Annotated in this window: 17 protein-coding genes; 4 read left to right on the forward strand and 13 right to left on the reverse strand. The window is 62.4% G+C overall.

The window, feature by feature from the left end; genetic code table 11:
• The first annotated feature begins 228 nt into the window (after nucleotides 1–228).
• The gene (gene recA / locus AC1DUY_RS13865) at nucleotides 229–1,332 is read left to right on the forward strand and encodes a recombinase RecA (RefSeq protein WP_093756585.1); all 1,104 of its coding nucleotides are present in this window, start codon (nucleotides 229–231) and stop codon (nucleotides 1,330–1,332) included.
• A 188-nt stretch (nucleotides 1,333–1,520) separates the two neighbouring features.
• Here the strand turns inward: recA and AC1DUY_RS13870 are convergent, their stop codons facing one another.
• The 5 genes from AC1DUY_RS13870 to AC1DUY_RS13890 all read right to left on the reverse strand — a co-directional run bounded on the left by AC1DUY_RS13870 (nucleotide 1,521) and on the right by AC1DUY_RS13890 (nucleotide 7,278).
• On the reverse strand, nucleotides 1,521–2,531 hold the full coding sequence (locus AC1DUY_RS13870) for an ABC transporter ATP-binding protein (protein WP_478114935.1): 1,011 nt from the start codon (nucleotides 2,529–2,531) through the stop codon (nucleotides 1,521–1,523).
• The gene (locus AC1DUY_RS13875; RefSeq protein WP_478114937.1) at nucleotides 2,528–3,535 is read right to left on the reverse strand and encodes an ABC transporter ATP-binding protein; all 1,008 of its coding nucleotides are present in this window, start codon (nucleotides 3,533–3,535) and stop codon (nucleotides 2,528–2,530) included. The genes AC1DUY_RS13870 and AC1DUY_RS13875 overlap by 4 nt, the downstream gene beginning before the upstream one ends.
• A gap of 25 nt (nucleotides 3,536–3,560) precedes the next feature.
• On the reverse strand, nucleotides 3,561–4,499 hold the full coding sequence (locus AC1DUY_RS13880; protein WP_439059272.1) for an ABC transporter permease: 939 nt from the start codon (nucleotides 4,497–4,499) through the stop codon (nucleotides 3,561–3,563).
• A 9-nt stretch (nucleotides 4,500–4,508) separates the two neighbouring features.
• Nucleotides 4,509–5,489 carry an ABC transporter permease gene (locus AC1DUY_RS13885; RefSeq protein WP_439064455.1) on the reverse strand — a complete coding sequence of 327 codons (981 nt, stop codon included), beginning with the start codon at nucleotides 5,487–5,489 and terminating at the stop codon, nucleotides 4,509–4,511.
• Nucleotides 5,490–5,670: 181 nt separating this feature from the next.
• A complete protein-coding gene (locus tag AC1DUY_RS13890; protein ID WP_175366523.1) occupies nucleotides 5,671–7,278 on the reverse strand; it encodes an ABC transporter substrate-binding protein in 1,608 nt (535 codons plus the stop codon).
• Nucleotides 7,279–7,531: 253 nt separating this feature from the next.
• On the opposite strand from AC1DUY_RS13890, the gene AC1DUY_RS13895 reads away from it, so the two are divergent.
• Both AC1DUY_RS13895 and AC1DUY_RS13900 read left to right on the forward strand, forming a co-directional pair.
• Nucleotides 7,532–8,785 (forward strand): NAD(P)/FAD-dependent oxidoreductase, encoded by a 1,254-nt coding sequence (locus tag AC1DUY_RS13895; RefSeq protein ID WP_231079953.1) that lies wholly within the window; start codon nucleotides 7,532–7,534, stop codon nucleotides 8,783–8,785.
• A 116-nt stretch (nucleotides 8,786–8,901) separates the two neighbouring features.
• Nucleotides 8,902–9,156 carry a DUF6489 family protein gene (locus tag AC1DUY_RS13900; RefSeq protein WP_089265127.1) on the forward strand — a complete coding sequence of 85 codons (255 nt, stop codon included), beginning with the start codon at nucleotides 8,902–8,904 and terminating at the stop codon, nucleotides 9,154–9,156.
• Nucleotides 9,157–9,164: 8 nt separating this feature from the next.
• On the opposite strand, the gene AC1DUY_RS13905 is transcribed toward AC1DUY_RS13900, so the two are convergent.
• The 4 genes from AC1DUY_RS13905 to AC1DUY_RS13920 form a co-directional block, all read right to left on the reverse strand.
• Nucleotides 9,165–10,142 (reverse strand): alpha/beta fold hydrolase, encoded by a 978-nt coding sequence (locus tag AC1DUY_RS13905; RefSeq protein ID WP_478115280.1) that lies wholly within the window; start codon nucleotides 10,140–10,142, stop codon nucleotides 9,165–9,167.
• A gap of 166 nt (nucleotides 10,143–10,308) precedes the next feature.
• Nucleotides 10,309–13,542 carry a bifunctional cytochrome P450/NADPH--P450 reductase gene (locus AC1DUY_RS13910; protein WP_478114941.1) on the reverse strand — a complete coding sequence of 1,078 codons (3,234 nt, stop codon included), beginning with the start codon at nucleotides 13,540–13,542 and terminating at the stop codon, nucleotides 10,309–10,311.
• Between the two features lie 138 nt (nucleotides 13,543–13,680).
• A complete protein-coding gene (locus tag AC1DUY_RS13915; protein WP_175366519.1) occupies nucleotides 13,681–14,676 on the reverse strand; it encodes an alpha/beta fold hydrolase in 996 nt (331 codons plus the stop codon).
• Between the two features lie 9 nt (nucleotides 14,677–14,685).
• Nucleotides 14,686–16,227: a WS/DGAT/MGAT family O-acyltransferase gene (locus AC1DUY_RS13920; RefSeq protein ID WP_478114944.1), complete on the reverse strand. Its 1,542-nt coding sequence runs from the start codon at nucleotides 16,225–16,227 to the stop codon at nucleotides 14,686–14,688.
• A 491-nt stretch (nucleotides 16,228–16,718) separates the two neighbouring features.
• Between AC1DUY_RS13920 and AC1DUY_RS13925 the strand changes: the two genes are divergently transcribed.
• Nucleotides 16,719–17,207 (forward strand): phasin family protein, encoded by a 489-nt coding sequence (locus AC1DUY_RS13925; protein ID WP_231079957.1) that lies wholly within the window; start codon nucleotides 16,719–16,721, stop codon nucleotides 17,205–17,207.
• A 102-nt stretch (nucleotides 17,208–17,309) separates the two neighbouring features.
• On the opposite strand, the gene AC1DUY_RS13930 is transcribed toward AC1DUY_RS13925, so the two are convergent.
• The 4 genes from AC1DUY_RS13930 to AC1DUY_RS13945 form a co-directional block, all read right to left on the reverse strand.
• Nucleotides 17,310–17,735 (reverse strand): DUF4399 domain-containing protein, encoded by a 426-nt coding sequence (locus AC1DUY_RS13930; RefSeq protein ID WP_089265122.1) that lies wholly within the window; start codon nucleotides 17,733–17,735, stop codon nucleotides 17,310–17,312.
• Between the two features lie 27 nt (nucleotides 17,736–17,762).
• Nucleotides 17,763–19,295, reverse strand: a complete 1,533-nt coding sequence (locus AC1DUY_RS13935) for an SUMF1/EgtB/PvdO family nonheme iron enzyme (RefSeq protein WP_478114947.1) — start codon at nucleotides 19,293–19,295, stop codon at nucleotides 17,763–17,765.
• Between the two features lie 213 nt (nucleotides 19,296–19,508).
• Nucleotides 19,509–21,086 (reverse strand): fatty acid--CoA ligase, encoded by a 1,578-nt coding sequence (locus AC1DUY_RS13940; RefSeq protein WP_478114949.1) that lies wholly within the window; start codon nucleotides 21,084–21,086, stop codon nucleotides 19,509–19,511.
• A 109-nt stretch (nucleotides 21,087–21,195) separates the two neighbouring features.
• Complete coding sequence (locus tag AC1DUY_RS13945) at nucleotides 21,196–21,999, reverse strand: AraC family transcriptional regulator (protein ID WP_439083106.1); 804 nt, start codon at nucleotides 21,997–21,999, stop codon at nucleotides 21,196–21,198.
• Nucleotides 22,000–22,104: the final 105 nt, after the last annotated feature.

Consider the following 22,104-nt stretch of genomic DNA (forward strand, 5'->3'; position numbering starts at 1 on the left):
TCCCAGTTGCAACGATTTTTTTCTCTGCGGTCATTTTTTCATAATAGGCCACAGCCGAAATCAAACTAGGCCACTGAGGGTCAAAACAGGCAGTACCCAAAATTCCCAAAAGAACATATTGCGAACATAGAACAGATAGGGTACATTGTTTTCAACCCGAACAGCGCCGCCATCCTTTGGCGCTTGCCGTTTGTCCTGTCGCGAATCCCTTCATAAGGAGCTAGATCAATGGCTACCACTCCGACTGCCCTGCGTATCGTTGAAGGATCCTCCATGGACAAGACCAAGGCCCTGTCGGCCGCGCTCTCCCAGATCGAGCGCCAGTTCGGCAAGGGCTCGGTGATGAAGCTCGGCAAGAACGACCGGTCGATGGACATCGAGGTGATTTCGTCGGGCTCGCTCGGCCTCGATATCGCGCTCGGCGTCGGCGGTCTGCCCAAGGGCCGTGTGATCGAGATCTACGGACCGGAATCCTCGGGCAAGACCACTTTGGCGCTGCATTGCGCCGCCGAGGCCCAGAAGAAGGGCGGCATCTGCGCCTTCATCGACGCCGAACACGCGCTCGACCCGGTCTATGCCCGCAAGCTGGGGGTCAATGTCGATGAACTCCTGATCTCGCAGCCGGACCACGGCGAACAGGCGCTGGAAATCGCCGACACGCTGGTGCGCTCCGGCGCGGTGGACGTGCTGATCATCGACTCCGTGGCAGCGCTGGTGCCGCGCGCCGAACTCGAAGGCGAAATGGGCGACGCGCTGCCCGGCCTGCAGGCTCGTCTGATGAGCCAGGCGCTGCGCAAGCTAACCGCCTCGATCAACAAATCCAATACGATGGTGATCTTCATCAACCAGATCCGCATGAAGATCGGTGTGATGTATGGCTCGCCGGAGACCACCACCGGCGGCAATGCGCTGAAATTCTACGCCTCGGTCCGTCTCGACATCCGCCGCATCGGCGCGATCAAGGAGCGCGACGAAGTGGTCGGCAATTCGACCCGCGTCAAGGTCGTGAAGAACAAGCTGGCGCCGCCCTTCAAGCAGGTCGAATTCGACATCATGTATGGCGAAGGCGTCTCCAAGATGGGCGAGATCCTCGATCTCGGCGTCAAGGCCGGCATCGTCGAGAAGTCCGGCGCCTGGTTCTCCTATGACAGCCAGCGTCTCGGTCAGGGCCGCGAAAATTCCAAGGCCTTCCTGAAAGCCAATCCGGACATGACCGCCAAGATCGAAGCCTCGATCCGGCAGAATTCCGGCCTGATCGCCGAGCAGATTCTCGCCGGTCCCGTCGAGCGCGACGAAGACGGCGGTGACGGCGAGGAGCCGGCAGAAGATTGATCGGATCGGGTCCGGAGACTCACTGACGTTCATGCGTTAGTGATCTTGCCGGGCCGGTCCTGCAGCCGATAGTGTCGGCTGAATGATTTCGCGGTGGGTGCTGTGGGGGTCTGTTGCCGATACCCTGCGGTGCCTGCCGCGTTGTCGTTTCAGGACACCCTGATCTGAGTGCGCGCTGATCGTAACTATCACCGTGCGGCGGGAGTAGCTGTGTTTGGTGGTGCGATCAGTTTGTTGACCGCATGACAGGCAACGCCGTCGACCAGATCCGGCACCACCTTGCGACAGAGATCGAACACTTCCGGGCAGCGCGGATGAAACGTGCAGCCGGAGGGCGGATCGATCGGATTGGGAATCTCGCCGGAGACCGCGATGCGCGCGCGGCCTGACATGGCCAGATCCGGCACTGCGCCCAGCAGCATGCGCGTATAGGGCATGCGCGGCGCGCGGAAGAGTTCGCGCCCTTCCGCAATCTCCACGATTCGCCCGAGATACATCACGCCGATCCGGTCAGCCATGTGCCGGACCACAGCAAGGTTGTGGCTGATGAACAGATAGGTCAGGCCGAATTTGTCCTGCAGTTCGCGCATCAGGTTGAGAATCTGCGCCTGCACCGAGACATCCAGCGCTGAGGTCGGCTCGTCGCAGACGATGAACTCCGCCTCTGAGGCGAGTGCGCGGGCAATCGCGATACGCTGGCGCTGGCCGCCGGAGAACTGATGCGGGTATTTCTGCCCGTCGTCGGGATGCAGGCCCACCAGCGTCAATAATTCGCCGACGCGCCCGCGAATGTCGCGCTCGCCCTGAATGAGATCGAAGGCGCGGATCGGTTCGGCGATGATCGCATCGACGCGCAGCCGCGGATTGAGGCTCGCATAGGGATCCTGGAAGATCATCTGGATGCGCTTGCGCAGCAGCTTGCGCGCGCCGGCCTGCCCGGGATCGCTCATCGAGACGCCGTCGATGATGACGTCGCCGGATGTCGGCGGCAGCAGCCCGACCACCATCCGCGCCACCGTGCTCTTGCCCGAACCGGATTCGCCGACCAGCGCAAAGGTCTCGCCGCGCCTGATCTCGAACGACACGCCGTCGACCGCTTTCAGAAACTCCATCGGGCTGCGCTCGATGACGCGGTTGAGCCAGGGCTTCGAGACATCGAAGGCGCGTTTGAGATTGCGTGCCTGCACCAGCGCCGTCATGCCGCGCTCTCCGCATGGGCATGATCATGGAGATGATCGGGATCATAGAGATGACAGGCGACCTGCTGGGCGCCAACAGCGATCGGCTCCGGCCGCTCGATACGACAGCGGTCGAACGCAAAACTGCAGCGCGGATTGAACGCACAGCCCTGCGGAATGGCCGACAGCCGCGGCATGCTTCCCGGAATCTGCACCAGCCGCTGCGACGCGTCGCCCGTCAGCGTCGGAATCGCGCCCATCAATCCCTTGGCATAGGGATGCAGCGGGTTTTGCACCACGTCGCGCACCGGTCCGATCTCGGCGATGCGCCCGGAATACATCACGGCGACGCGGTCGGACGTCTCGGCGATCACACCCATGTCGTGGGTGACCAGCATCACCGCCGTGCCGTGGTCGCGGCCGAGCCGCTTGATCAGCGCGATGATCTGCGCCTGCACGGAGACGTCGAGCGCGGTGGTCGGCTCGTCGGCGATGATCAGTTCGGGCTCGGCCGCGATCGCCAGCGCGATCACCACGCGCTGCCGCATGCCGCCTGAAAATTCATGCGGATAGGCATCGACGCGCTTGTCAGGCGCGGGAATGCCGACCTCGGCCAGCAGATCCACCGCGCGCTTGCGTGCCTGCGTCTCGTTCATGTTGAGATGGGTGCGGATGGTCTCCACCAGCTGGTCGCCAATGCGATACAGCGGATTGAGACTGGTCAGCGGATCCTGAAAGATCATGGCGATGCGCTTGCCGCGAATCCGGCGCATCGCCTCCGCCGGCAGGTTGTCGATGCGCAGGCCCGACAGCAGGATCTCGCCGCCTGCGATGCGCCCGGGCGGATCGATCAGGCCGATCGCTGCAAGTCCCGTCACCGATTTCCCGGCGCCGGATTCGCCGACCACGCCCAGCACCTCGCCCTTGGCGATATCGAAGGACACACCGTCGATGGCACGCAGCGCGCCGCGCCGGCTGGCGAATTCGACGCGCAGGTTGCGCACGGAGAGGACGGGCACGCTCATGTCGGGCACTGTGTGATGTGAGGCATCATTGCAGCTTCGGGTTCAGCGCATCGCGCAGCCAGTCGCCGAGCAGGTTGATCGAGAGGATCAGCGAGGCCAGCGCGAGGCCGGGAAAGGCGATGACCCACCATTCGCCGGAGAACAGATAGTTATTACCGATGCGGATCAGCGTGCCCAGCGACGGCATCGTGTCCGGCATGCCGGAGCCGAGAAACGACAGCGTCGCCTCGGTGATGATGGCGAGCGCGAGATTGATGGTGGCGATCACCAGGATCGGCCCCATGGTGTTGGGCAGTACATGGCGGATCATGATCACCCGCGCGGGCAGGCCGATCAGCTGCGCCGCCGCGACGTAGTCCTTGTTCTTCTCGACCATCACCGAGCCGCGCACGGTGCGGGCATATTGCACCCAGAAACTCAGCCCGATGGCCACCACCAGCACGATCAACGTGGTCGAGGCATCGAGATGATTGCCGAGCGCCGACTTCACGACGCCGTCGATCAAGAGCGCGATCAGGATCGCTGGAAAGGTGAGCTGCACATCGGCAATGCGCATGATCAGGCTGTCCACGGCGCCGCCGACATAGCCGGCGATCAGGCCGAGCCCGATGCCGAGCACCGCCGCGAAACTGACGCCTAGTACGCCGACCACCAGCGAGATCCGCATGCCGTAGAGGATCGCCGAATAGATATCGCGACCCTGTTCGTCGGTGCCGAGCAGGAACGGCCTCTGGCCCTCCGCCGTCCAGAGCGGCGAGATGCGGGAATTGATCAGTTCGAGCTGCGCCGGATCGAACGGATTCTGCACCACTAGCACAGGCGCAAACAGCGCCATCATCAGCAGTACGAACACGATCGCCGCGGCGACCATTGTGAGCCTGGAGCGGCGGAACGAATAGAAGATGTCGCTGTCGATGGCGCGGGCGAGGAGCGACGGTGTGCGGGGGAAGGGCGCGTCGGTCATGTCACCCTCTTATGCCGGACGGTTGATTGTCGCGCGCAAGCGCGGATCGACGATGGTGTAGAGGATGTCCACAATCAGGTTGATGGTGACGAAGATCAGCGACACCACCAGGAGATAGGCCGCCATGATCGGGATATCGACATTCTGCACGGCCTGCACGAACAGCAGTCCCATGCCCGGCCACTGGAACACCGTCTCGGTGATGATCGCAAAGGCGATGACCGAGCCGAACTGCAGTCCGGCCACGGTGATGACCGGCACCAGCGTATTCTTCAGCGCATGGCCGAAATGGATCGCCCGCGTGGTCAGCCCGCGGGCGCGCGCAAAGCGGATATAGTCGGTGCGCAGCACCTCCAGCATCTCGGCGCGGACGAGGCGCATGATCAGCGTCATCTGGAACAGGCCGAGCGTCACCGATGGCATGATCAGCGCCTTCAGGCCGGAGATCGTCAGCAGGCCGGTGGTCCACCAGCCGAATTTCACGACATCGCCGCGCCCGAAGGAGGGCAGCCAGCCGAGTGTCACCGCGAAGAGATAGATCAAGAGAATGCCGATCAGGAAGGTCGGCAGCGAGATGCCGATCAGCGACACCGCCTGCAGCACCTTGGCGAAGAACGAATCCTTCCGCAGCGCCGAATAGATGCCCATCAGGATGCCGAACACCATGGCGATCACGGTGGCGCAGGTGGCGAGCTCCAGCGTCGCCGGCATGCGCTCCTTCAGCAGCGCGGAGACCGGCTGACGAAACTGGTAGGAGACGCCGAACTTGAACTGCACGGCATTGATGAAGTAGCGGGCGAATTGCACCGGGACGGCATCGTCGAGGCCGAGTGACGCGCGCACCTCGGCGCGCTGCGCCGGCGTGGTGTCGATGGCCACCATCTGGTTCACCGGATCGCCGGCAAAGCGGAACATGGTGAAGGCGATGATGCCGACGGCGATCATCACACCAATGGACTGCAAAGCGCGGCGCAGGATGAAAGCGAGCATGGGCTATTTCGCTTTCTGTTATTGAAACATCTGGGACCTCATGGTGAGGAGGCGCTTCTTCAGCGCCGTCTCGAACCATGAGATAATGCAGGCCACCATCCTTCGAGACGCGGCGAAGGCGCCGCTCCTCAGGATGAGGACTGAGATCGGGGCGACCTGGCCTTCCACGCGGATGCCAAACCTATTCCGACTTCACCGCCCAGTATGGCAGCACCTGGTTGTCCGGGCGCTGCACGATCTTCACCTTCTTGGAGACGCCCCAGGCCAGTGCCTGCTGATGCAGCGGGATATAGGCCCAGTCCTTGGCGGCAATCTCATAGGCCTGTTTGATGAGCTGGTCGCGCTTCGCAGTGTCGGTCTCCTGCAGCACCTGATCCGTGAGGGCGTCGAACTGCTTGTTGCAATAGCCGCCGAGATTGGTGGCGCCGCGCGGGCTCGCGGGATCGTCGCGGCAGCCCATGATGTCATGCATCACATTGTGCGAATCCTGCGTGCCCGGTGTCCAGCCGAGCAGATAGAATGAGGTGTTGAAGCCGCCGGTCTTGAACACTTTGGCGAAATACAGCGCCTTGGGCTGCGCGTTCAGGATCACCTTCACCCCGATGCGTGCGAGCATGCCGACCACGGCCTGGCAGATCGCGGCGTCGTTGACATAGCGATCATTCGGGCAATCCATGCCGACTTCGAATCCGTCGGGATAACCGGCATCGGCCAGCAACTTCTTGGCGCCGTCGGCGTCGTATTTCGGCCGCGTGAAGTCGCCGGAGAGCTTGAACAGCGGCGGCGCGATCATCAAGGCGGATGGTGTCGACAGTCCGCGCATGACGCGGCTCTTGATCAGCTCGATGTCGATGGCCTTGTAGAAGGCCTCGCGGACGCGAATGTCCTTGAACGGGTTCTTGCCCTTGATGTTCGAGAACAGCAGCTCGTCGCGGATCTGGTCCATGCCGAGGAAGATGGTGCGCAGCTCCGGCCCGGCCATCACGGCGGCGTTGGCTGAGCCATTGACGCGGGCGATGTCCTGCACCGGCACCGGCTCGATGATGTCGACTTCGCCGGACAGCAGCGCCGCGACGCGGGTGGCGTCGGAGGCGATCGGCGTAAAGATGATCTCCTTGAGATTATGCTCGGGCTTGCCCCACCAGTTCGGGTTGACCTTGAAGACGGTCTTCACGCCCGGCTGATGGCTCTCGATGGTGAAAGGGCCCGTGCCGTTCGCATTCAACGACGCGAAGCTTGGCGACGTCGCCGCGGCAGGCGTCGGCGCGTTGGCATTGTTCGCCTCCGCCCATTTCTTGTCCATGATGTACCAGACGTCCCATTGCGACGTCAGGATAGGATTGGGCTTGGTCAGCACGAAATCGACGGTGTAGTCGTCGATCTTGAGCACCTTGGCATCGGCCGGAATGACCGTCGTGAAGTCGGAGCCCTTGGCGCGCACGCGGTCGGCGGAGAACACGACATCATCGGCCGTGAAGGGATCGCCATTGTGGAATTTGACACCCTTGCGCAGATGGAAGCGCCAGCGCGTCGGCTCCGGTGTTTCCCAGCTCTCGGCAAGCGCCGGGATGATCTGCAGATCCTTGCCGCGCCCGACAAGGCCTTCATAGACCTGGCCGTGATGGGCGATCGTCGTGGTCTCGCGCAGCGTATAGGGATCGAGCGATTTCAGGTCGCCCTGATTGGCATAGCGCAGCGTTTGTGCGGAGGCGGGCAGTACGGAGGCAGAAACTGTGGCAAAGGCGATCAGCGATGCAGCGGCGGCAATGAACGTCTGACGGATCGACATACTGAGCTTCTCCATTGCATTGCCGCGATTGCATCACCGCGCGGCCGCCCGACAGTTGAGCGAGTGTCACATTGTTGGCGGAGATTGCACGCTGCGCAAGCAGCATTTGTCAGCTATGCGCTGCACAATGAAGTGGCTGGCGCAATCCTTGCTAGGGTTAGGTATAAGCAATTCTACGCATTGCGCGCGTGCATCATTCGGTCACGACACAGCGCTAACAGGACCGCCAGAACGGCAAGATTTCGGAGCAGGAATGGCGGAACTCAAGGCTGATGTGCTTGTGCTTGGCGCAGGTATGGTCGGTGTGTCGGCGGCGCTGCATCTGCAGGCGCGCGGCCGCAACGTGGTGCTGGTCGACCGGCATGAGAAGGCCGGTGAGGAAACCAGCTATGGCAATGCCGGGCTGATCCAGTGCTGTTCGGTTTTTCCCTATATGCTACCGCGCGACCTCAGCAAGCTGTTTAAATATGCGCTGAACCGCGCGCCGGAGGTGCACTATCATCTCAACGCGCTACCCGGCATGCTGCCGTGGATCGTCAGATATTTCCTGAACTCGTCGCCTGAGGGAGCGCTCCGCAGTGCGATGGCAGCGCTGCCGCTCATCCAGCGCAGCCTGATCGAGCACGAGGCCCTGATCGCGGAGGCCGGCGTGCCGGAGTTGCTGCGCCGGATGGGTTGGATCAACGCGTTTCGCTCCGAGGCTACGCTGGCGAAAGGCATCGCGGATCTCGAACGCCATCGCGCCTATGGCGTACCGGGCGACGTTCTGGACGCCGCCGCCATTGCGGAGCAGGAGCCGAACCTGTCTACCGATTTTGCGGGTGCCATCCACTGGACGTCGCCGGGCTTCGTGCCCGATCCGGGCGGCCTCGCTAAAGCCTATGCCGCACTGTTCATCCGCAAGGGAGGTCGCTTCATCGCCGCCGATGCGCGTACGCTGGAGCAGAGCGACGGCAAATGGCGCGTGGCGGGGCCGAACGGGGCGCTGGTCGCGCGCGATGTCGTGGTCGCGCTCGGGCCATGGTCGGATCAGGTGTTTCGGCCGCTCGGCTACAACATCCCGCTCAAGAGCAAGCGCGGCTATCACATCCATCTGGCGCCATCCGGCAATGCGGTGCTGCGCCATCCGGTTCTCGATGCCGATCGCGGCTATCTGCTGGCGCCGATGAATCGCGGCATCCGGCTGACCACCGGCGCCGAATTCGCGCTCCGCGATGCGCCGCCGACGCCGGCGCAGATCGAACGGGCGCTGCCGATCGCACGGCAGACCTTCCCGCTCGGCAATCCCGTCGAGGCGAAGCCCTGGATGGGCGCGCGGCCCTGCCTGCCGGACATGCTGCCGGTGATCGGCAAGGCGCCGCGCCACAAAGGCCTGTGGTTCGATTTCGGCCACCAGCATCACGGCTTCACGCTGGGGCCGGTGACCGGCCGTCTGATCGCGGACATGGTGACGGGCGTCACGCCCTTCACCGATCCCAAGGCCTTCGCGGCCGAACGCTTCGGCTGACATCTCGCAACTGCAATGTAAATGTCACATCGCTTGCATCGGGCAGGCGTCAGCGGCGATACTGCCGCTGCGCCGCCATGTTCGCGTGAGCGGCCGGTTTGCCTCAGGAGCTGATAATGAAAGTGATCGTCACCGTGGACTGCACGCCGCTTGAGGCGCGCGAATTCCTGGGGCTGCCTGATGTGCAGCCGATGCAGTCGGCGATGATGGATCAAATGCAGAAGAAGATGATGGACAACATCGACAAGTTCTCGCCGGAGTCGATCATGCAGAGCTGGTTCTCGTTCGATCCGAAGATGGGCGAGCGCTTCCAGGAGATGTTCGCCAACATGGCCGGCCTCGGCGCTGCACGGCCGAAGGACAAGAAGTAGGCGCGCGCTCAGCCCGCGCGGCGCGCGTTGGCCTGCAGCGGCTGCTGCAGCTTCGCGCCATGCGCATGCCGCGAGATGGCGTCGATCACCAGGGACCACATCGAGATCGGCAGAGCGTGGCCCATCCGGTCGACCATCATCAGCTTTGCGCCGGGAATCGACGCCGCCGTGTCGCGGCCGGCGGCCGGATGCACCAGAGGATCGATCTTGCCGTGGATCACCAGCGTCGGCGCGGTGACCGTGGCAAGCCTCTCTTTACGGCTGCCCGACGCGAGGATGGCGCGGAGTTGACGGCCGACGCCGGCCGGGCTCAGGCCGCGGGCATAGGTCCGCTCGGCGCGGTCGAGATCCCTGGCTTCGTCGTCGGGGAAGCTGCCGACCCGCAGGAACAGCCAGGTCTGCTTGAAGCGTTCGAGGAACGCCTCATAGCCGGTCGGCTGCGGCTTGAGCAGCAGCAGTGACACGGCGCGGCTCGGCTGCGGCAGGCGCGGATTGCCGGTGGTCGACATGATCGAGGTCAGCGAGCGCAGGCGCTCGGGATAGGTGATCGCCATTTCCTGCGCGATCATGCCGCCCATCGATGCGCCGACCACATGTGCGGAGCGGATGCGCAGCACGTCGAGCAGGGCCACCACATCGGTCGCCATGTCGCTCAGCTTGTAGGGGGCGGAGACGGGCGTACCGAGAAAACGCAGCTTGGCCAGTTCGTACAGAGTGAACGGCTTGCCGCCAGCCATCTTGGAGGACAGGCCGATGTCGCGGTTGTCGAAGCGGATCACGCGAAAGCCATTGCTGGCTAATTCGCGGCAGAAGTCGTCGTCCCAGTGAATCATCTGGGCGCCGAGGCCCATGATCATCACCATCGGTTCCGCGTCCGAATAGCCGAAGATGTCGAAACATATATCGATGCCGTTCGCGCGCGCCAGCTGTGGCGGCTCGTACGGGACATCAATCGGTTCGGGGGATCGGGCGGAACGTGGGCTCATGTCAAACATATGACACGGAAAGTCCCTGCGAAAAAGTGACAACCGCGTCATGCGCAAAACAAATCGTCGCAGCGATTAATGAGAGATTGCGCGTATGGCAATTGTGACAGTGCGCGCGGGCTTTTGTGACAGCGATTGTGACAATGGAACTGGTATCAGCCTCTCGCTAGCTCCCGGCCCAGACGTCGAGCACGTAGCGATTACGGGTGCCGAGGTCGTCGATCCAGGTCAGCGCCGCAGCGTCATCACCGCCGCTGCGCTCGCGCTGGATCGCCATCAGCGCCGCCTTGACGTCCGGCTCCATCTTGCCGCCGTCGCCACAGACATAAGTAATGGCGCCCTGTTGGATTAGATCCCAGACGCGGTCCTTCTGCTGGGTGATGAGGTGCTGCACATAGGTCTTCGGTGCATCGCCGCGCGAGAAAGCGGTGTGTAGTTCACAGATACCATCGGCGGCGAAACCCTTCAGCTCCTCGGCATAGAGAAAGTCCTGATCGGGATGGCGGCAGCCGAAGAACAACAGCGCAGGGCCAAGCGTAGCACCTTGCGCTTTCAATGCCGCGCGCTCCTGCAGGAAGCCGCGGAACGGCGCGAGGCCAGTGCCGGGTCCGATCATGATCAATGGTGCCGCGGGATCGGCGGGCAGGCGGAAGCCGGCCTTGGTCTCGCGCACGATCGCATGCACGGTATCGCCGGCGCGGCGGCCGCTCAGATAGTTGGAGCAGACGCCGCGATAGATGCCGCGGCCGGAATGCGCTGGGCCTTGAACGACGGCTGTGGTGACGCTGCAGCGTGACGTCTCGCCTTGCGGTGACGACGAGATCGAGTAATAGCGCGGCGCCAGCAGCGACAGCATTTCCAGATAGGTGTGGAACGGCAATTCGCAGGCCGGATGTTCTTCGAGGAGATCGAACACCGATTTGCGTTTGGCAAGGATGTCACTGCGATAGCGCTCGCTTGCGGCTGGATCGTCGCCGACATAACCGAGCAGTTTCGGCTTGGTCATCGGGCAGCGCGTGTTCTCCGCCATGATCTGGATCTGCTTGCGGGTGGCGACCTGCTGCAGCTCGACGAACTCTGTCAGCAATCGGCCGACTGAGACGACATCGCCGACCGGCAATTGCGCGCGGCGGCCTTCCGCGACCTGCAGCCGGATCTGATCGTCCGGCAGGAAGCCGAAACGGCGCGCGACGGCGTCGACCAAAGCGGGATCGTTACGCGGCACCACGCTGAGATGATCGCCGACCCGGTAGCTGGTCCCGGCAGGCAGCTCGATCTCAATATGCCGCGTCGAGCGATCGGATGCGCCGTTCTGCAGTTCGCGATTGCCCAGCACCTTCATCGGGACCACGCCGCCGAGGGCGACGACGGTGTTCACCGCGCTCGGCGCGACAGGTTCGATCTGATAGAGCGGCGCGTCGTCGGCACTGCGCTCGAAACCGGTATCGAGGCCGAATTCCTTCACCGCGAGCGGACGCAGTTTCGCAAACCAGTCTTCAAACTGACCGTCGAGATCGTCGCGCGCATCGCCTTCACCGCGCACATAGGCATTGGTCGCGCCATGTTCACGCAGCTTGTCGTCGATATATCTAGGGATTGATTGATAGGTCGCCAGCCAGTCGCTGTTGCCGCAGCCGAACACCGCGTAGCGCACCTTGGCGAAGGCGTCCTTCGGCAGATCAGTGCCGAGCCAGTTGACGAATTGCGTGGCATTGTCCGGTGCCGCGCCATTGTAGGACGCGCAGAAGATCAGCACGCCACCCTCGGTCGGCAGCTTGCCTACGAACTCGTCGAGCGGCGCGAGTTTCGTCGCAAAGCCGTTGACCTCGGCGAGATCGGCGACGCGTGTCGCCAGTTCCTCGGCGGTGCCGAGATTGGAGCCATACAGCACCAGCAGCGGTGTGTTGTGGCTGGGCCGCGCGCGACCCGTGGCAACTGGCGCGAGTGGCGCGGCAGCCGAGGTGGCCACGTTTGTGCGGCCGGCATAGGCGCCGCGCTCGTGATCGTGGCGCGGGCGCACCTTGATCTTGAAGCCGTCGGGTTTGATGGTCAGCGTTTCCTTCAGCATCATCTGGTAGCGTTTGTGGTCGGTCATCTTGAACCGCTGCAGGATCATGCCGAGCGCCAGCGCCGCTTCATGCATGGCGAAGCCGCGGCCGATACAGGCGCGCTGGCCGTTGCCGAACGGTTTCCAGGCGTTGATCGGCCGTGCCGCTTCGGCCTCCTTCGAGAAATTCTCGGGATCGAACGCGTCGGGATTGGGTCCCCAGACCGAGGGATCGCGATGTAGCGCCAGCACCAGGATGGTAACGAAGGTGCCCTTGCGCAGCTTGTATTTGCCGCCACCGATGGTCTCGTCCTGTACCGGCGCGATGCCATAGGCCGGTGCCGGCGGCCACAGCCGCAGCGACTCCTTGAGGATCTGCGTGATGTAATGAAGCTGCGTGACCTGCTGATAGGTCGGCTTGGCGTTGACGTCGGGGCCGAAGACGCGGTCGACTTCCTCATAGGCCTTCTTCAGCACCTCCGGATGTTTCAGCATCGCGTAGATCGCACATGACAGCAGGCCCGACGTGGTCTCGTGGCCGGCGATCAGGAAGGTGTTGATCTGGTAGCGGATGTTGACGTCGTCGAGCTGTTCGCCGGTGGCGCGGTCGACGCCGGTCATCATGGCGCCGAGCATGTCCTTCTTGGCCTCGGTCGCCTCGGCATTCTTGCGGCGCTCGGCGATGATCTCGTCGACCATGGAGTTCATGAAGGCGACGTCGCCGGCGAGATCGCGGCGGCGCTTCTGCATCCACAGACTTTCCAGCGGCAGGCCGCGGGTCATCATGATGGTCTCGAGCGAGCGCACCAGCGATTCCACGAAGGGGTGGTAGTCGCTCCGGTAGAACGAGTTGAAGCGATAGTCGAAACCGCACAGGCCGATGGTGTCCAGCGTCAGCGCCGTCATGTCATGGACGACGTCGATTTCCTCGTCGGTGTTGAGACGTTCCCATTTCTTCACCAGCTGCTCGGCGATATCCACCATGCTCGGGTGATAGGATTGCATCGCGCGGTTGCCGAACGGCTGCAGCAGGATGTTGTGGGCCTTGGTCCAGTTCGGCTCCTTGGTATCCGCCGTAAACAGACCGTCGCCGCCGACCGCGCGGACCCGGCGCAGCGCGCCGCGCACCGCCTTGTCGAAGCGCTTCTCGTCGCTGAGCTCGTCCACCAGATCGTGGCCGCCGACGATCACGATGGGCGAGCCCATCATGTCCAGCCAGAAGATCGGCCCGAGCTCCTTAGCTAGCCGCGCCAGATCCTGCACCGGTGCATTGGCGTCCAGCGACAGCATGTTGCCCACCACCGGCTTCTTCGGCGGATGCGGGATCGGGGCGAGTTTGTTGGTGGATGGCATGTGGTCGTCTTCTCCCCGCTGTCGCTTCGTCTCTTTCGTCATTGCGAGGAGCCTCTTGGCGACGAAGCAATCCAGTTTTTCTTTGTTGCTTTCTGGATTGCTTCGCTGCGCTCGCAATGACGTTGAAAGGTTTCATTCTTACCCAAACCGTCTTCGCCGCCAGTCGATCAGCACCTGGCTGACCTCGTCGGGCTTTTCCTGCTGGGTCCAGTGACCGCTGTCCTTCACCAGATATTTCTCCAGATCGGGAATGATGTTTTCCATGCCATCTGCGGAGGAGGGCGGCAGCACCGCGTCGTTCTCCGCCATGATCATCAGCGAGGGCACGCGCACGGTGTGATCGAGCCCTTCGGCGCGCGCCCAGTTGGCGCTCATGTTGCGATACCAGTTGATGCCGCCGGTGAAGCCGGATTCCTTGAAGGCATCGACGAAGATCTTCTTTTCCTCGTCGGAGAGAATCTTCTGGCGCGGGTCCTTCCCGGGATCGTAAGCAGCGACCATCTGCGGAAACGCCAGATTGGTCTTTGACGACGCGCCGATGCCGCCGACCGGCGCTTCGCCAACATTGGCGTGCTTGCGCGGCATCGGCTTGCGCATGAAGAAGTCGAAGGCCTTGTCGACATTCTCGCCGAAGATGCGGTCCGGCTCGTGTGCGGGATCCTGAAACTGGACGATATACATCGTCTCGCCGAAGCGCTTCTTGTAGATCAGCAAGGGATCCACCGGTGCGCGATCGGTATGCGGCGTATTCACGCCGACCACGCCGGCGACGCGATCGCGATGCCGCAGCGGCATCTGCCAGACGATGAAGCCGCCCCAGTCGTGGCCGACGAAGATCGCCTTGTCGATCTTGAGATGATCGAGCAATGCGACGAGATCGCCGGTGAGATGTTCGATGCTGTAGTCCTCGACCGCGTCAGGCCGCGACGTCGCGCCATAGCCGCGCTGGTCCGGCGCGATCACGCGGATGCCGGCGGCAGCCAGTGCCTTGATCTGATGCCGCCAGGAGAACGCCATTTCCGGCCAGCCATGGCACAGCACCACAGGCGGTGTGTCGCTCATGGGGCCGGCGTCGTAATATCCCATGCGAATGCCGTTCAGCTTGGCGAACTGCAAGGGAGGCATTTCAATCATGATAAGTCCTTAGCTGGCGGTCTTGAGAGCATCGGGTGACGCGAAGGCCGCCTGCAGCAGCGCGAATTCATCTGGCATCATGTCGGCGAGCACTTGCACATGCGGGATGATGTTGGCGCCGGCGATGAAGCCGAAATCGAGTTGGTCGCGATAACTCTGCACGGTGATGTTCAGCGCCAGCCCATGGGTGGCGATGGACACCGGGAAGATGTGCAGCAGCTCGGCGCCGGCCGCATAGAGTGTCTGCCGCGGACCGGGCACGTTGGACACCGTGATGTTGGCCGCCGGCGGCAACACGTCGGAGAGGTTGGTGCGGCTGTAGAGCAGCGCCAGGATCTGCACCATGATCGGTGCGCCCAGCATGGAGATGTTGGAGACCTGCGGCATCAATGCGCGTAGCGGATGCGACATCTCCTTGGACTTGGTCGATTGCGCGATGATCGCTTCCAGCCGCTCCTTTGGGTCCTCGATATTAGTGGCGATCGAGCAGATCATGCCGAACACCTGATTGTTGGAATCGGTGTTGCCTTCCTCGCGCAGCGAGATCGGCACCGCGGCAGTCAGGGACTTGGCGGGCAGGGCGCCTTTTTCCTTGAGGTAGCGCCGGACAACGCCTGATGAGAGCGCCAGCACAACGTCGTTCAGTTTGCCGCCGGCTTGTTTGGCAACGGCCTTCGCGGCTGACAGCGGCACCGACACGCCGGCAAAGCTGCGCTCCGAGGAGATGGTTTTGTTGAGCAGCGTCGGCGGCGACAGCATGCTGTTGAGACTGTCGCGCGATTTCGGATCGGCAATCTTCGCCATCACGTCGGACGCGCTCTTCACCATGGTCGGGATCGAGCCGGCGAATTTCACCGCGCTCTCGATCTGGAACATGACGTTGTCGAACAGGATCGAGCCGATATCGCTCTTGCCCGAGCGCGGTAGTTCGATGCCTTTTCCGGAATTCTCGAGCGGCTGACGCCAGAGCTGCTGGTAGGAGTCGATGAAGCTCGCTGCGATATCGCGCGGCTCCTGACGCTGCTTCGCGCGCACTTCCGGCTTTTCGATCTCGCGCGGGATCGGTGTCACGTCATAGATCATGCTGGTGAGTGCGGCGCCTGCGCCGCCATCGATGCAGGCATGGTGCATCTTCGAATACAGGCCGATCTCGTTGTCCTTCATGCCCTCGAAAACATAGAACTCCCACAGCGGCCGGGCGCGGTTCAGCAGCTTGGCATGCATCCAGCCGACGATGCGCTCCAGCGTGGGACGGTCATGGGGCGCGGGCAGGCTGCCGCGAAAAATATGACGGTCGATGTCGAACTGGTCGTCCTCGACCCAGGAGGGGTGATCGATATCCAGCGGGGCCTTTTCCAGCCGGGCCTTGAGGATCGGCGCCACATGCAGGCGCGAGGCGATCATCGCCTTGAAGTCCTCGAAGAAGTCGCCCTTGTAATCCTCGGGCAGGCGAAAGATCGCCATGCTGCCGACATGCATCGGCATCTCCGGCGTTTCCAGATACAGAAACGACGCGTCCATTGAGGACAGCTTCCTGCTGGCTTCCGCCATGATACGTCCCTCCCTCGCATGGTCACCGACGCCTTTGCGGCGCTCTACCGATGAGTGTGCCTGCGCGCGGGGCGAATATGCAATGGCAAAGGCGAGGCGGGAGACCGGCCCGGCCCACGACTTAAGGCTGGGGTCGTCGAGGCGTTGGGAAGTCGGTTTGCCGACTTAAAGGGCAGGTGCCATTTGCCTTGCCCAGTTGGATATCCGAAGAATCGGCGGCTCGAAATGCTAAATTATAAAGCTAAATCAACACGTCGGTTACTCTCCTGTTTCAGATCTCTAGCGGTAGCCCGTTAATGCATCAGGCGCCGCCTGATTACCGGGCATATCACGGGTTTGTGATGCTGCGATGCACCATCGATGTTGCAGCGCATTATTTACTATGTCATAGAAGTTGCACCCCGGGCCCACAACGGCGGGACGGGGTGAGCCGAGCCTGAGTGCAAGCATGAGCTTTGCAGAGGCGGCCCAACCCGAGGATGGAGACGAACATGACGATCGAAACCGAAACCAATTCCGTGCTGAACAACGTCAAGCAGGCTTTCGCGCCCGTCACCGAGGCGTTCACCAAGCTGCAGAATCTGGAAGTGCCCGAAGCGACCCGTGACTTCGTCAAGCGCGCTGCCGGCACTGCCAAGGACAAGGCCGCCGACTTTCAGGCCAATTCCGAGAAGGTGACCTCCGCCATCGAAACCGCTGTGTCGAACTCGGTCTCTGAGGCGACCAAGATCAGCCGTAACGTTCAGGACGCGTTCTATGCGGACGTCCAGTCGTTCTTCGCTGGTATCGACAAGCTCGCTTCGGCGAAATCGCTGACCGAAGCCTTCCAGGTGCAGACCGATCTCGTGCGCGCCCATGGCGAAGTGCTGAGCTCGCGCGCCAAGGCGTCGACCGAATATCTCGGCAAGCTGGTGTCGGAAGGCGCCAAGAGCGCGCAGGACAACTTCTCGAAGGCGACGTCGTTCGCCAAGACCGCCTGATCCACACGCGATCAAGCGCATGAATTCGAAAGGCCCGCGCAAGCGGGCCTTTTTTCGTCGTTCCGCCAGAGCAGGCCGTGCGTCCCGGCATCGGAAGCACGCTCACTTGATTGTCACGGTGATCTTGTTCGAGACGATGGGCGGGTTGAAGGGATAATGAGCGCCGTCTCCCAGCACGAGCTGGAGCGTATGTTTGCCGGGGGGCAATTCGATGCGTGCTTCGGTCTGGCCGGCTCCGAAATGGAGATGCGACTTGTCCTGCGGGATCGGCTCCTTCGGATCGAGCGGGTCATTCACATCGATCAGCAAATGATGATGGCCGCTGTTCTGGAAATTATCGCCTGCATGAGTGACGCCCATGTTGCGCAAACCGAAACGACACCAGAACCCGCCCTTGATCACCGCTTTGTCCTGTGGCCACACGAAATAGAGGACCGCGTCCTTCGGTGCGGACTTTCCTTGCGCATGGACTGCAAGGGGCGCCGTTGACAGCATGGCGGACAACACGATGAGCCCGGTGATCCTCATGACGCAGCCTTTCCTTCGGGGGCGGTCTCAGGACGAAATGGCAATCCGGAAGCCGTGGGTCGGATATCGCACATTGGTGTCGTAGCCATCGCGGCTTGCGGGTCGGACGTAACGCGCATCGTTTTTCCAGGAGCCCGATCGAATGACGTGCGAGACGCAGTCGTTCTCGACCCATGGCGCGCCGTTTTGCGGGGCACCCTGATAGTTCTTGTGCCAGCAATCCTCTGTCCATTGATTGACGCCGCCACCCATATCGTAGAGTCCGAATGGATTTGGTTTCAGGCTGCCGGGCTTGGGCGGCTGTTCGGTGACGGCGTCCGTGCAGTTCTTGCAATTGGCCATGCCGGGCTGCAGCTGATCGCCCCACCAGTATTTCGTTTGCGTGCCGCCACGCGCGGCATACTCCCATTCAGCTTCGCTCGGGAGCCGGAAGGCTTTCTGCGTTTCCTTCGCGAGCCATGCGACAAACTGCTTGGCATCGGTCCAGCTCACATCCGTGACCGGAATGTCGTCCCGCCCAGTCACCAGAAACGGGCATGCATTCGCAGCAGCGCACGCGTTCCATTCCCGAACCGAGACCGGATACTTGCTGATCGCGAAGGGCTTGATCGTGACCTGGTGTATCGGCTTTTCCGATATGTCGTCATTGCTGCCCATCGCGAAGGTCCCGCCGGGGAGCGGGACCATGACGGGCTCTATGACCGGCTTTGGTGGTGCTGGCGGTGGGGGCGGGGCAGGCGTCACCACCGGAGCAGGTTCAGGCCGGGCTTGCTTGGCGGCGGGCACGGGCGCTGATCGGGTGCCTGCATTCCCTGTCTCTTGCGGAGGCGCCGCGGGAGCTGAAGCCTGATTGCCGATTTCACCGCGCGGGTAAGCCCTCATGTACCAGACGCCGGCGCCTGCGAGAGCCAGCAGGATTGCGCAAAACGAAATGATCAGAACATGTTCACGCCGCTTCCGCGCCTTGTTGAATGCCGCGGGATCAGGAAGCACCCGGTAAACGCGCACAGGATCGGTAATGTTCTTGATCTTGCGGTCTCCAAGCGACTCGTAACCGCAGACGAGCTTGTGCTTGATCTGCTCGTAGATGCCACCCGAGATGTACACTTGGCCGGGGTCGGCGATCCCCTCGAGGCGCGCGGCGATATTGACGCCATCGCCGAAGACATCATTGGGCTCGATGATCACGTCTCCCAGATTGACCCCAATGCGATATTCGATCCAGGAGCTCTTTGGCAGCGCAGCGTTGCGCCCGATCATGCTTTGCTGGATGACGATGCCGCACCGAACGGCTTCGACCGGACTGTCGAATATCGCAATGAACCCATCGCCAGTCCTTTTGACGAGTTTGCCGTCGTGCTCGGTAATGCTCGGCTCGATGAGGTCACGCTCGATGCGTTTGACGCGCGCATGCGTTTCTTCCTCATCGAGTTCCATGAGGCGGCTATATCCGCAGATGTCCCCCACAACGATCGCCGCAAGGCGACGCGGCGTTCCGACGCGCGGGGCGGCGGGGTCCTTACCCCTGCCTGAACTGATGTCACGAATCTCGCCGCGCATGACTTCGCGCCTCTACAACGGACACACGAGGTTCACTAGCCGTTCGGCCGACCGTCATGACGCTACGCTCAACGTCTCCGTCAGACAATTAGCTGAAAACGCAAATTGGCTGATCCCGGAGGAGCCGCGCGGTAGCGAGATGACGACGTTCCTCGCATTCGCTGTATCGATATACCCGGCGCCGATAGAATGCGGCGGTAGCTATACAAGTTCTCAGTTCACCTGCCGCTCTTTCCCCACCCAATAGGGATCGCGCAACTGCCGTCGCAGGATCTTGCCCGATGCATTGCGTGGCAATGCTGCGATGAAGTCGATCGTCTTCGGCGCCTTGAATCCCGCGATGCGCTCGCGCGTGAACTTCATCAGGTCGGTTGCGCCGAGCTCCTTGCCGGGCTTCAGCACCACCACGGCCTTCACCGCTTCGCCCCATGTATCGTCGGGAATACCGATGACGGCGACTTCGGCGACATCCGGATGATCGCAGATCGCGCTCTCGACTTCGGCGGGATAAATGTTCTCGCCGCCGGAGATGATCATGTCCTTGATACGGTCGTGGATGTAGAGGAAGCCGTCTTTGTCGAGATAGCCGGCGTCGCCGGTGCGCAGCCAGTTGTCGCGGCCGAGCGTGCGCGCGGTGGCGTCCGGCAGATTCCAGTAGCCGACCATGTTGGACGCCGAGCGCGTCGCGATCTCGCCGACCTCGCCCATAGGCAGCTGTTTGCCGTCGACATCGAGGATGGCGATTTCGATTCCCGGTAGCGCCTTGCCGGCGGAACGCATGCAGTCGCGGCCCTCGACGTGATCTTCCGGGGCGAGCACCACGATGGTACCGGTGGTCTCGGTCATCCCGTACATCTGTACGAAGCCGCAGCCGAATACGCTGATGCATTCCTTGAGCAGGGCGGCAGGGATCGGCGATGCGCCATACATGATGTAGCGCAACTTGCTGAAATCCATCTCCCGCGCACGCGGCTGCCGCACGATGAACTGCATCGCTGCCGGCACCAGGAACAGTTTGCTGATGCCGTAGTCCCGGAAGAAATCGAGCACCTTGTTGGGATCGAACTCCCGCGCGATCACGCTCTTGGCGCCGTGATAGAGGCCGAACACCGCCCAGCCGACTCCGCCGATATGAAATACCGGCATCGCCACCAGCGAGACGTCGTCGGCGGTCCAGACGTTCCAGTCGGGGTTCTCGTCGGTGCCGCCGATGCGCAGCAGTGACAGGAAATTCTGATGCGACAGCATCGCGCCTTTTGGTTTTCCTGTGGTGCCCGACGTGTAGAGCTGGATCGCGACATCGTCCTTGGTCATTGTGAGGTTAGGATCGCGCTCGCTCTGCGCGTCACGCCAGACCGTAAAGTCCTGCCACTCGGTTGCGCCGCCTTCCATGGTCATGACGATGCGCACGCCCGGCATTTGTGGCTTGAGGCTGCGTACGAGATCGACGAATTCCGGTCCGACGAACAGCACCTGTGCCTTCGCGTCGTCAACGATGAAGGCGATCTCCGGTCCGGCGAGCCGCCAGTTCACCGGCGCCGTCACCACCTCGGCCTTCACGGCGCCGATCAGCAGTTCGATGAAGAGGTCGCTGTTCTTGCCGAGATAGGCGATGCGCTCATTGGGCTTGACGCCGAGCGCGATCAGCCCGTTGGCGACGCGGTTGGCATTGCGATCGAGTGATCTGTAGCTGGTCTCGCGGCCCTCGAACACCAGCGCAATTGAATCGCCGCGCGTCTGTGCTTGCACGCGAATGACATCGGCCAGCGTGGCCGCTTCCGCAACGGACATGTGTCTCCCTCCCGCAGTTTATTAGTTGCGGCGAGTGTGAGGGCGTCCGGTTGTGCTGACAAGATGGGAAAGGTGCTGCGGTGCGGTGAGACAGGTGCCGGGAGGTCGTTCAGCCGACGTTGCGCGTCCTACGCTGTTTTGCAAAATAGCGCGCCGGCGGCTCGCCAAACGCCCGTCGAAACATCGCGATGAAGTTGCTGGACGTGGCATAGCCGAGCGCTTCGGCGACATCCGCGACGGGTTCATTGGCGGCCAGCCGTTCCAACGCCAGCGTGAGACGCGCCTGCTGCCGCCACTGCGCGAAGCCCATGCCGGTCTCCGTCATGAAGATGCGACGTGCCGTTCGTTCCGACAGGCCAGCCCATTCGCCAAGCTCATGCAGCGTGCGCGCGTCATGCGGCCGCCGGATCAGCGCATTGGCGATACGCAAAGCGCGGATATCCGTCGGCATCGGCAGATGCAGCGGCTCCTGCGGCGCACCGCGGATTTCGTCGAGCAGCACGGCCACGACGCGCGTCTGCGCCGGCGTGAGCCGATCCGCATTCGTCCAACCCGCAGCGCGCCTGACGAGCGCGCGCAGCAGATCGCTGACACCCATGACGCAGGGCTGCGATGGCAATGTCCGGCTCGCGGCCGGCGTCAGGAGCACGCCCCATCCGCTCAGTACACCGCTCAGGGTCACCTTGTGATGGAGCCCGGGCGGCAGCCAGCCGATGCGCTGCGGCGGCAGTAGCCACGAGCCCTGTTTCGTGTGCAGGCGGATCAATCCGCTTTCGATACAGAACAACTGGCCGCGGCGGTGATGATGCCAGTCGAGTTCGCGGGTGCCGAGCCGAAATGCATCACCGGGCTCATCGCTGCCCCAGATAGCGATTGCGGATGGTCCGTCGAGGCGCTCGGTGAGCGAGGTCATGACACCATGCCTTTTCAGAACCGCTCCAGCATGGCCGGTTCTCATTATTTTGCGTCCGAATGTCGTTAACGGGTTTGAGCGACCGGGTCTATCTCCGCATGCAGA

The organism is Tardiphaga sp. P4_G1 (assembly GCF_056401215.1).

Coding starts and splice junctions, on each gene's coding strand:
- AC1DUY_RS13900 (WP_089265127.1), top strand. CDS start 8,902: ATGAAAGTGATCGTCACCGTGGACTGCACGCCGCTTGAGGCGCGCGAA.
- AC1DUY_RS13895 (WP_231079953.1), top strand. CDS start 7,532: ATGGCGGAACTCAAGGCTGATGTGCTTGTGCTTGGCGCAGGTATGGTC.
- AC1DUY_RS13935 (WP_478114947.1), bottom strand. CDS start 19,295: ATGCGCGGCGAGATTCGTGACATCAGTTCAGGCAGGGGTAAGGACCCC.
- AC1DUY_RS13930 (WP_089265122.1), bottom strand. CDS start 17,735: ATGAGGATCACCGGGCTCATCGTGTTGTCCGCCATGCTGTCAACGGCG.
- AC1DUY_RS13945 (WP_439083106.1), bottom strand. CDS start 21,999: ATGACCTCGCTCACCGAGCGCCTCGACGGACCATCCGCAATCGCTATC.
- AC1DUY_RS13910 (WP_478114941.1), bottom strand. CDS start 13,542: ATGCCATCCACCAACAAACTCGCCCCGATCCCGCATCCGCCGAAGAAG.
- AC1DUY_RS13925 (WP_231079957.1), top strand. CDS start 16,719: ATGACGATCGAAACCGAAACCAATTCCGTGCTGAACAACGTCAAGCAG.
- recA (WP_093756585.1), top strand. CDS start 229: ATGGCTACCACTCCGACTGCCCTGCGTATCGTTGAAGGATCCTCCATG.
- AC1DUY_RS13940 (WP_478114949.1), bottom strand. CDS start 21,086: ATGTCCGTTGCGGAAGCGGCCACGCTGGCCGATGTCATTCGCGTGCAA.
- AC1DUY_RS13890 (WP_175366523.1), bottom strand. CDS start 7,278: ATGTCGATCCGTCAGACGTTCATTGCCGCCGCTGCATCGCTGATCGCC.
- AC1DUY_RS13920 (WP_478114944.1), bottom strand. CDS start 16,227: ATGGCGGAAGCCAGCAGGAAGCTGTCCTCAATGGACGCGTCGTTTCTG.
- AC1DUY_RS13875 (WP_478114937.1), bottom strand. CDS start 3,535: ATGAGCGTGCCCGTCCTCTCCGTGCGCAACCTGCGCGTCGAATTCGCC.
- AC1DUY_RS13880 (WP_439059272.1), bottom strand. CDS start 4,499: ATGACCGACGCGCCCTTCCCCCGCACACCGTCGCTCCTCGCCCGCGCC.
- AC1DUY_RS13915 (WP_175366519.1), bottom strand. CDS start 14,676: ATGATTGAAATGCCTCCCTTGCAGTTCGCCAAGCTGAACGGCATTCGC.
- AC1DUY_RS13905 (WP_478115280.1), bottom strand. CDS start 10,142: ATGAGCCCACGTTCCGCCCGATCCCCCGAACCGATTGATGTCCCGTAC.
- AC1DUY_RS13870 (WP_478114935.1), bottom strand. CDS start 2,531: ATGACGGCGCTGGTGCAGGCACGCAATCTCAAACGCGCCTTCGATGTC.
- AC1DUY_RS13885 (WP_439064455.1), bottom strand. CDS start 5,489: ATGCTCGCTTTCATCCTGCGCCGCGCTTTGCAGTCCATTGGTGTGATG.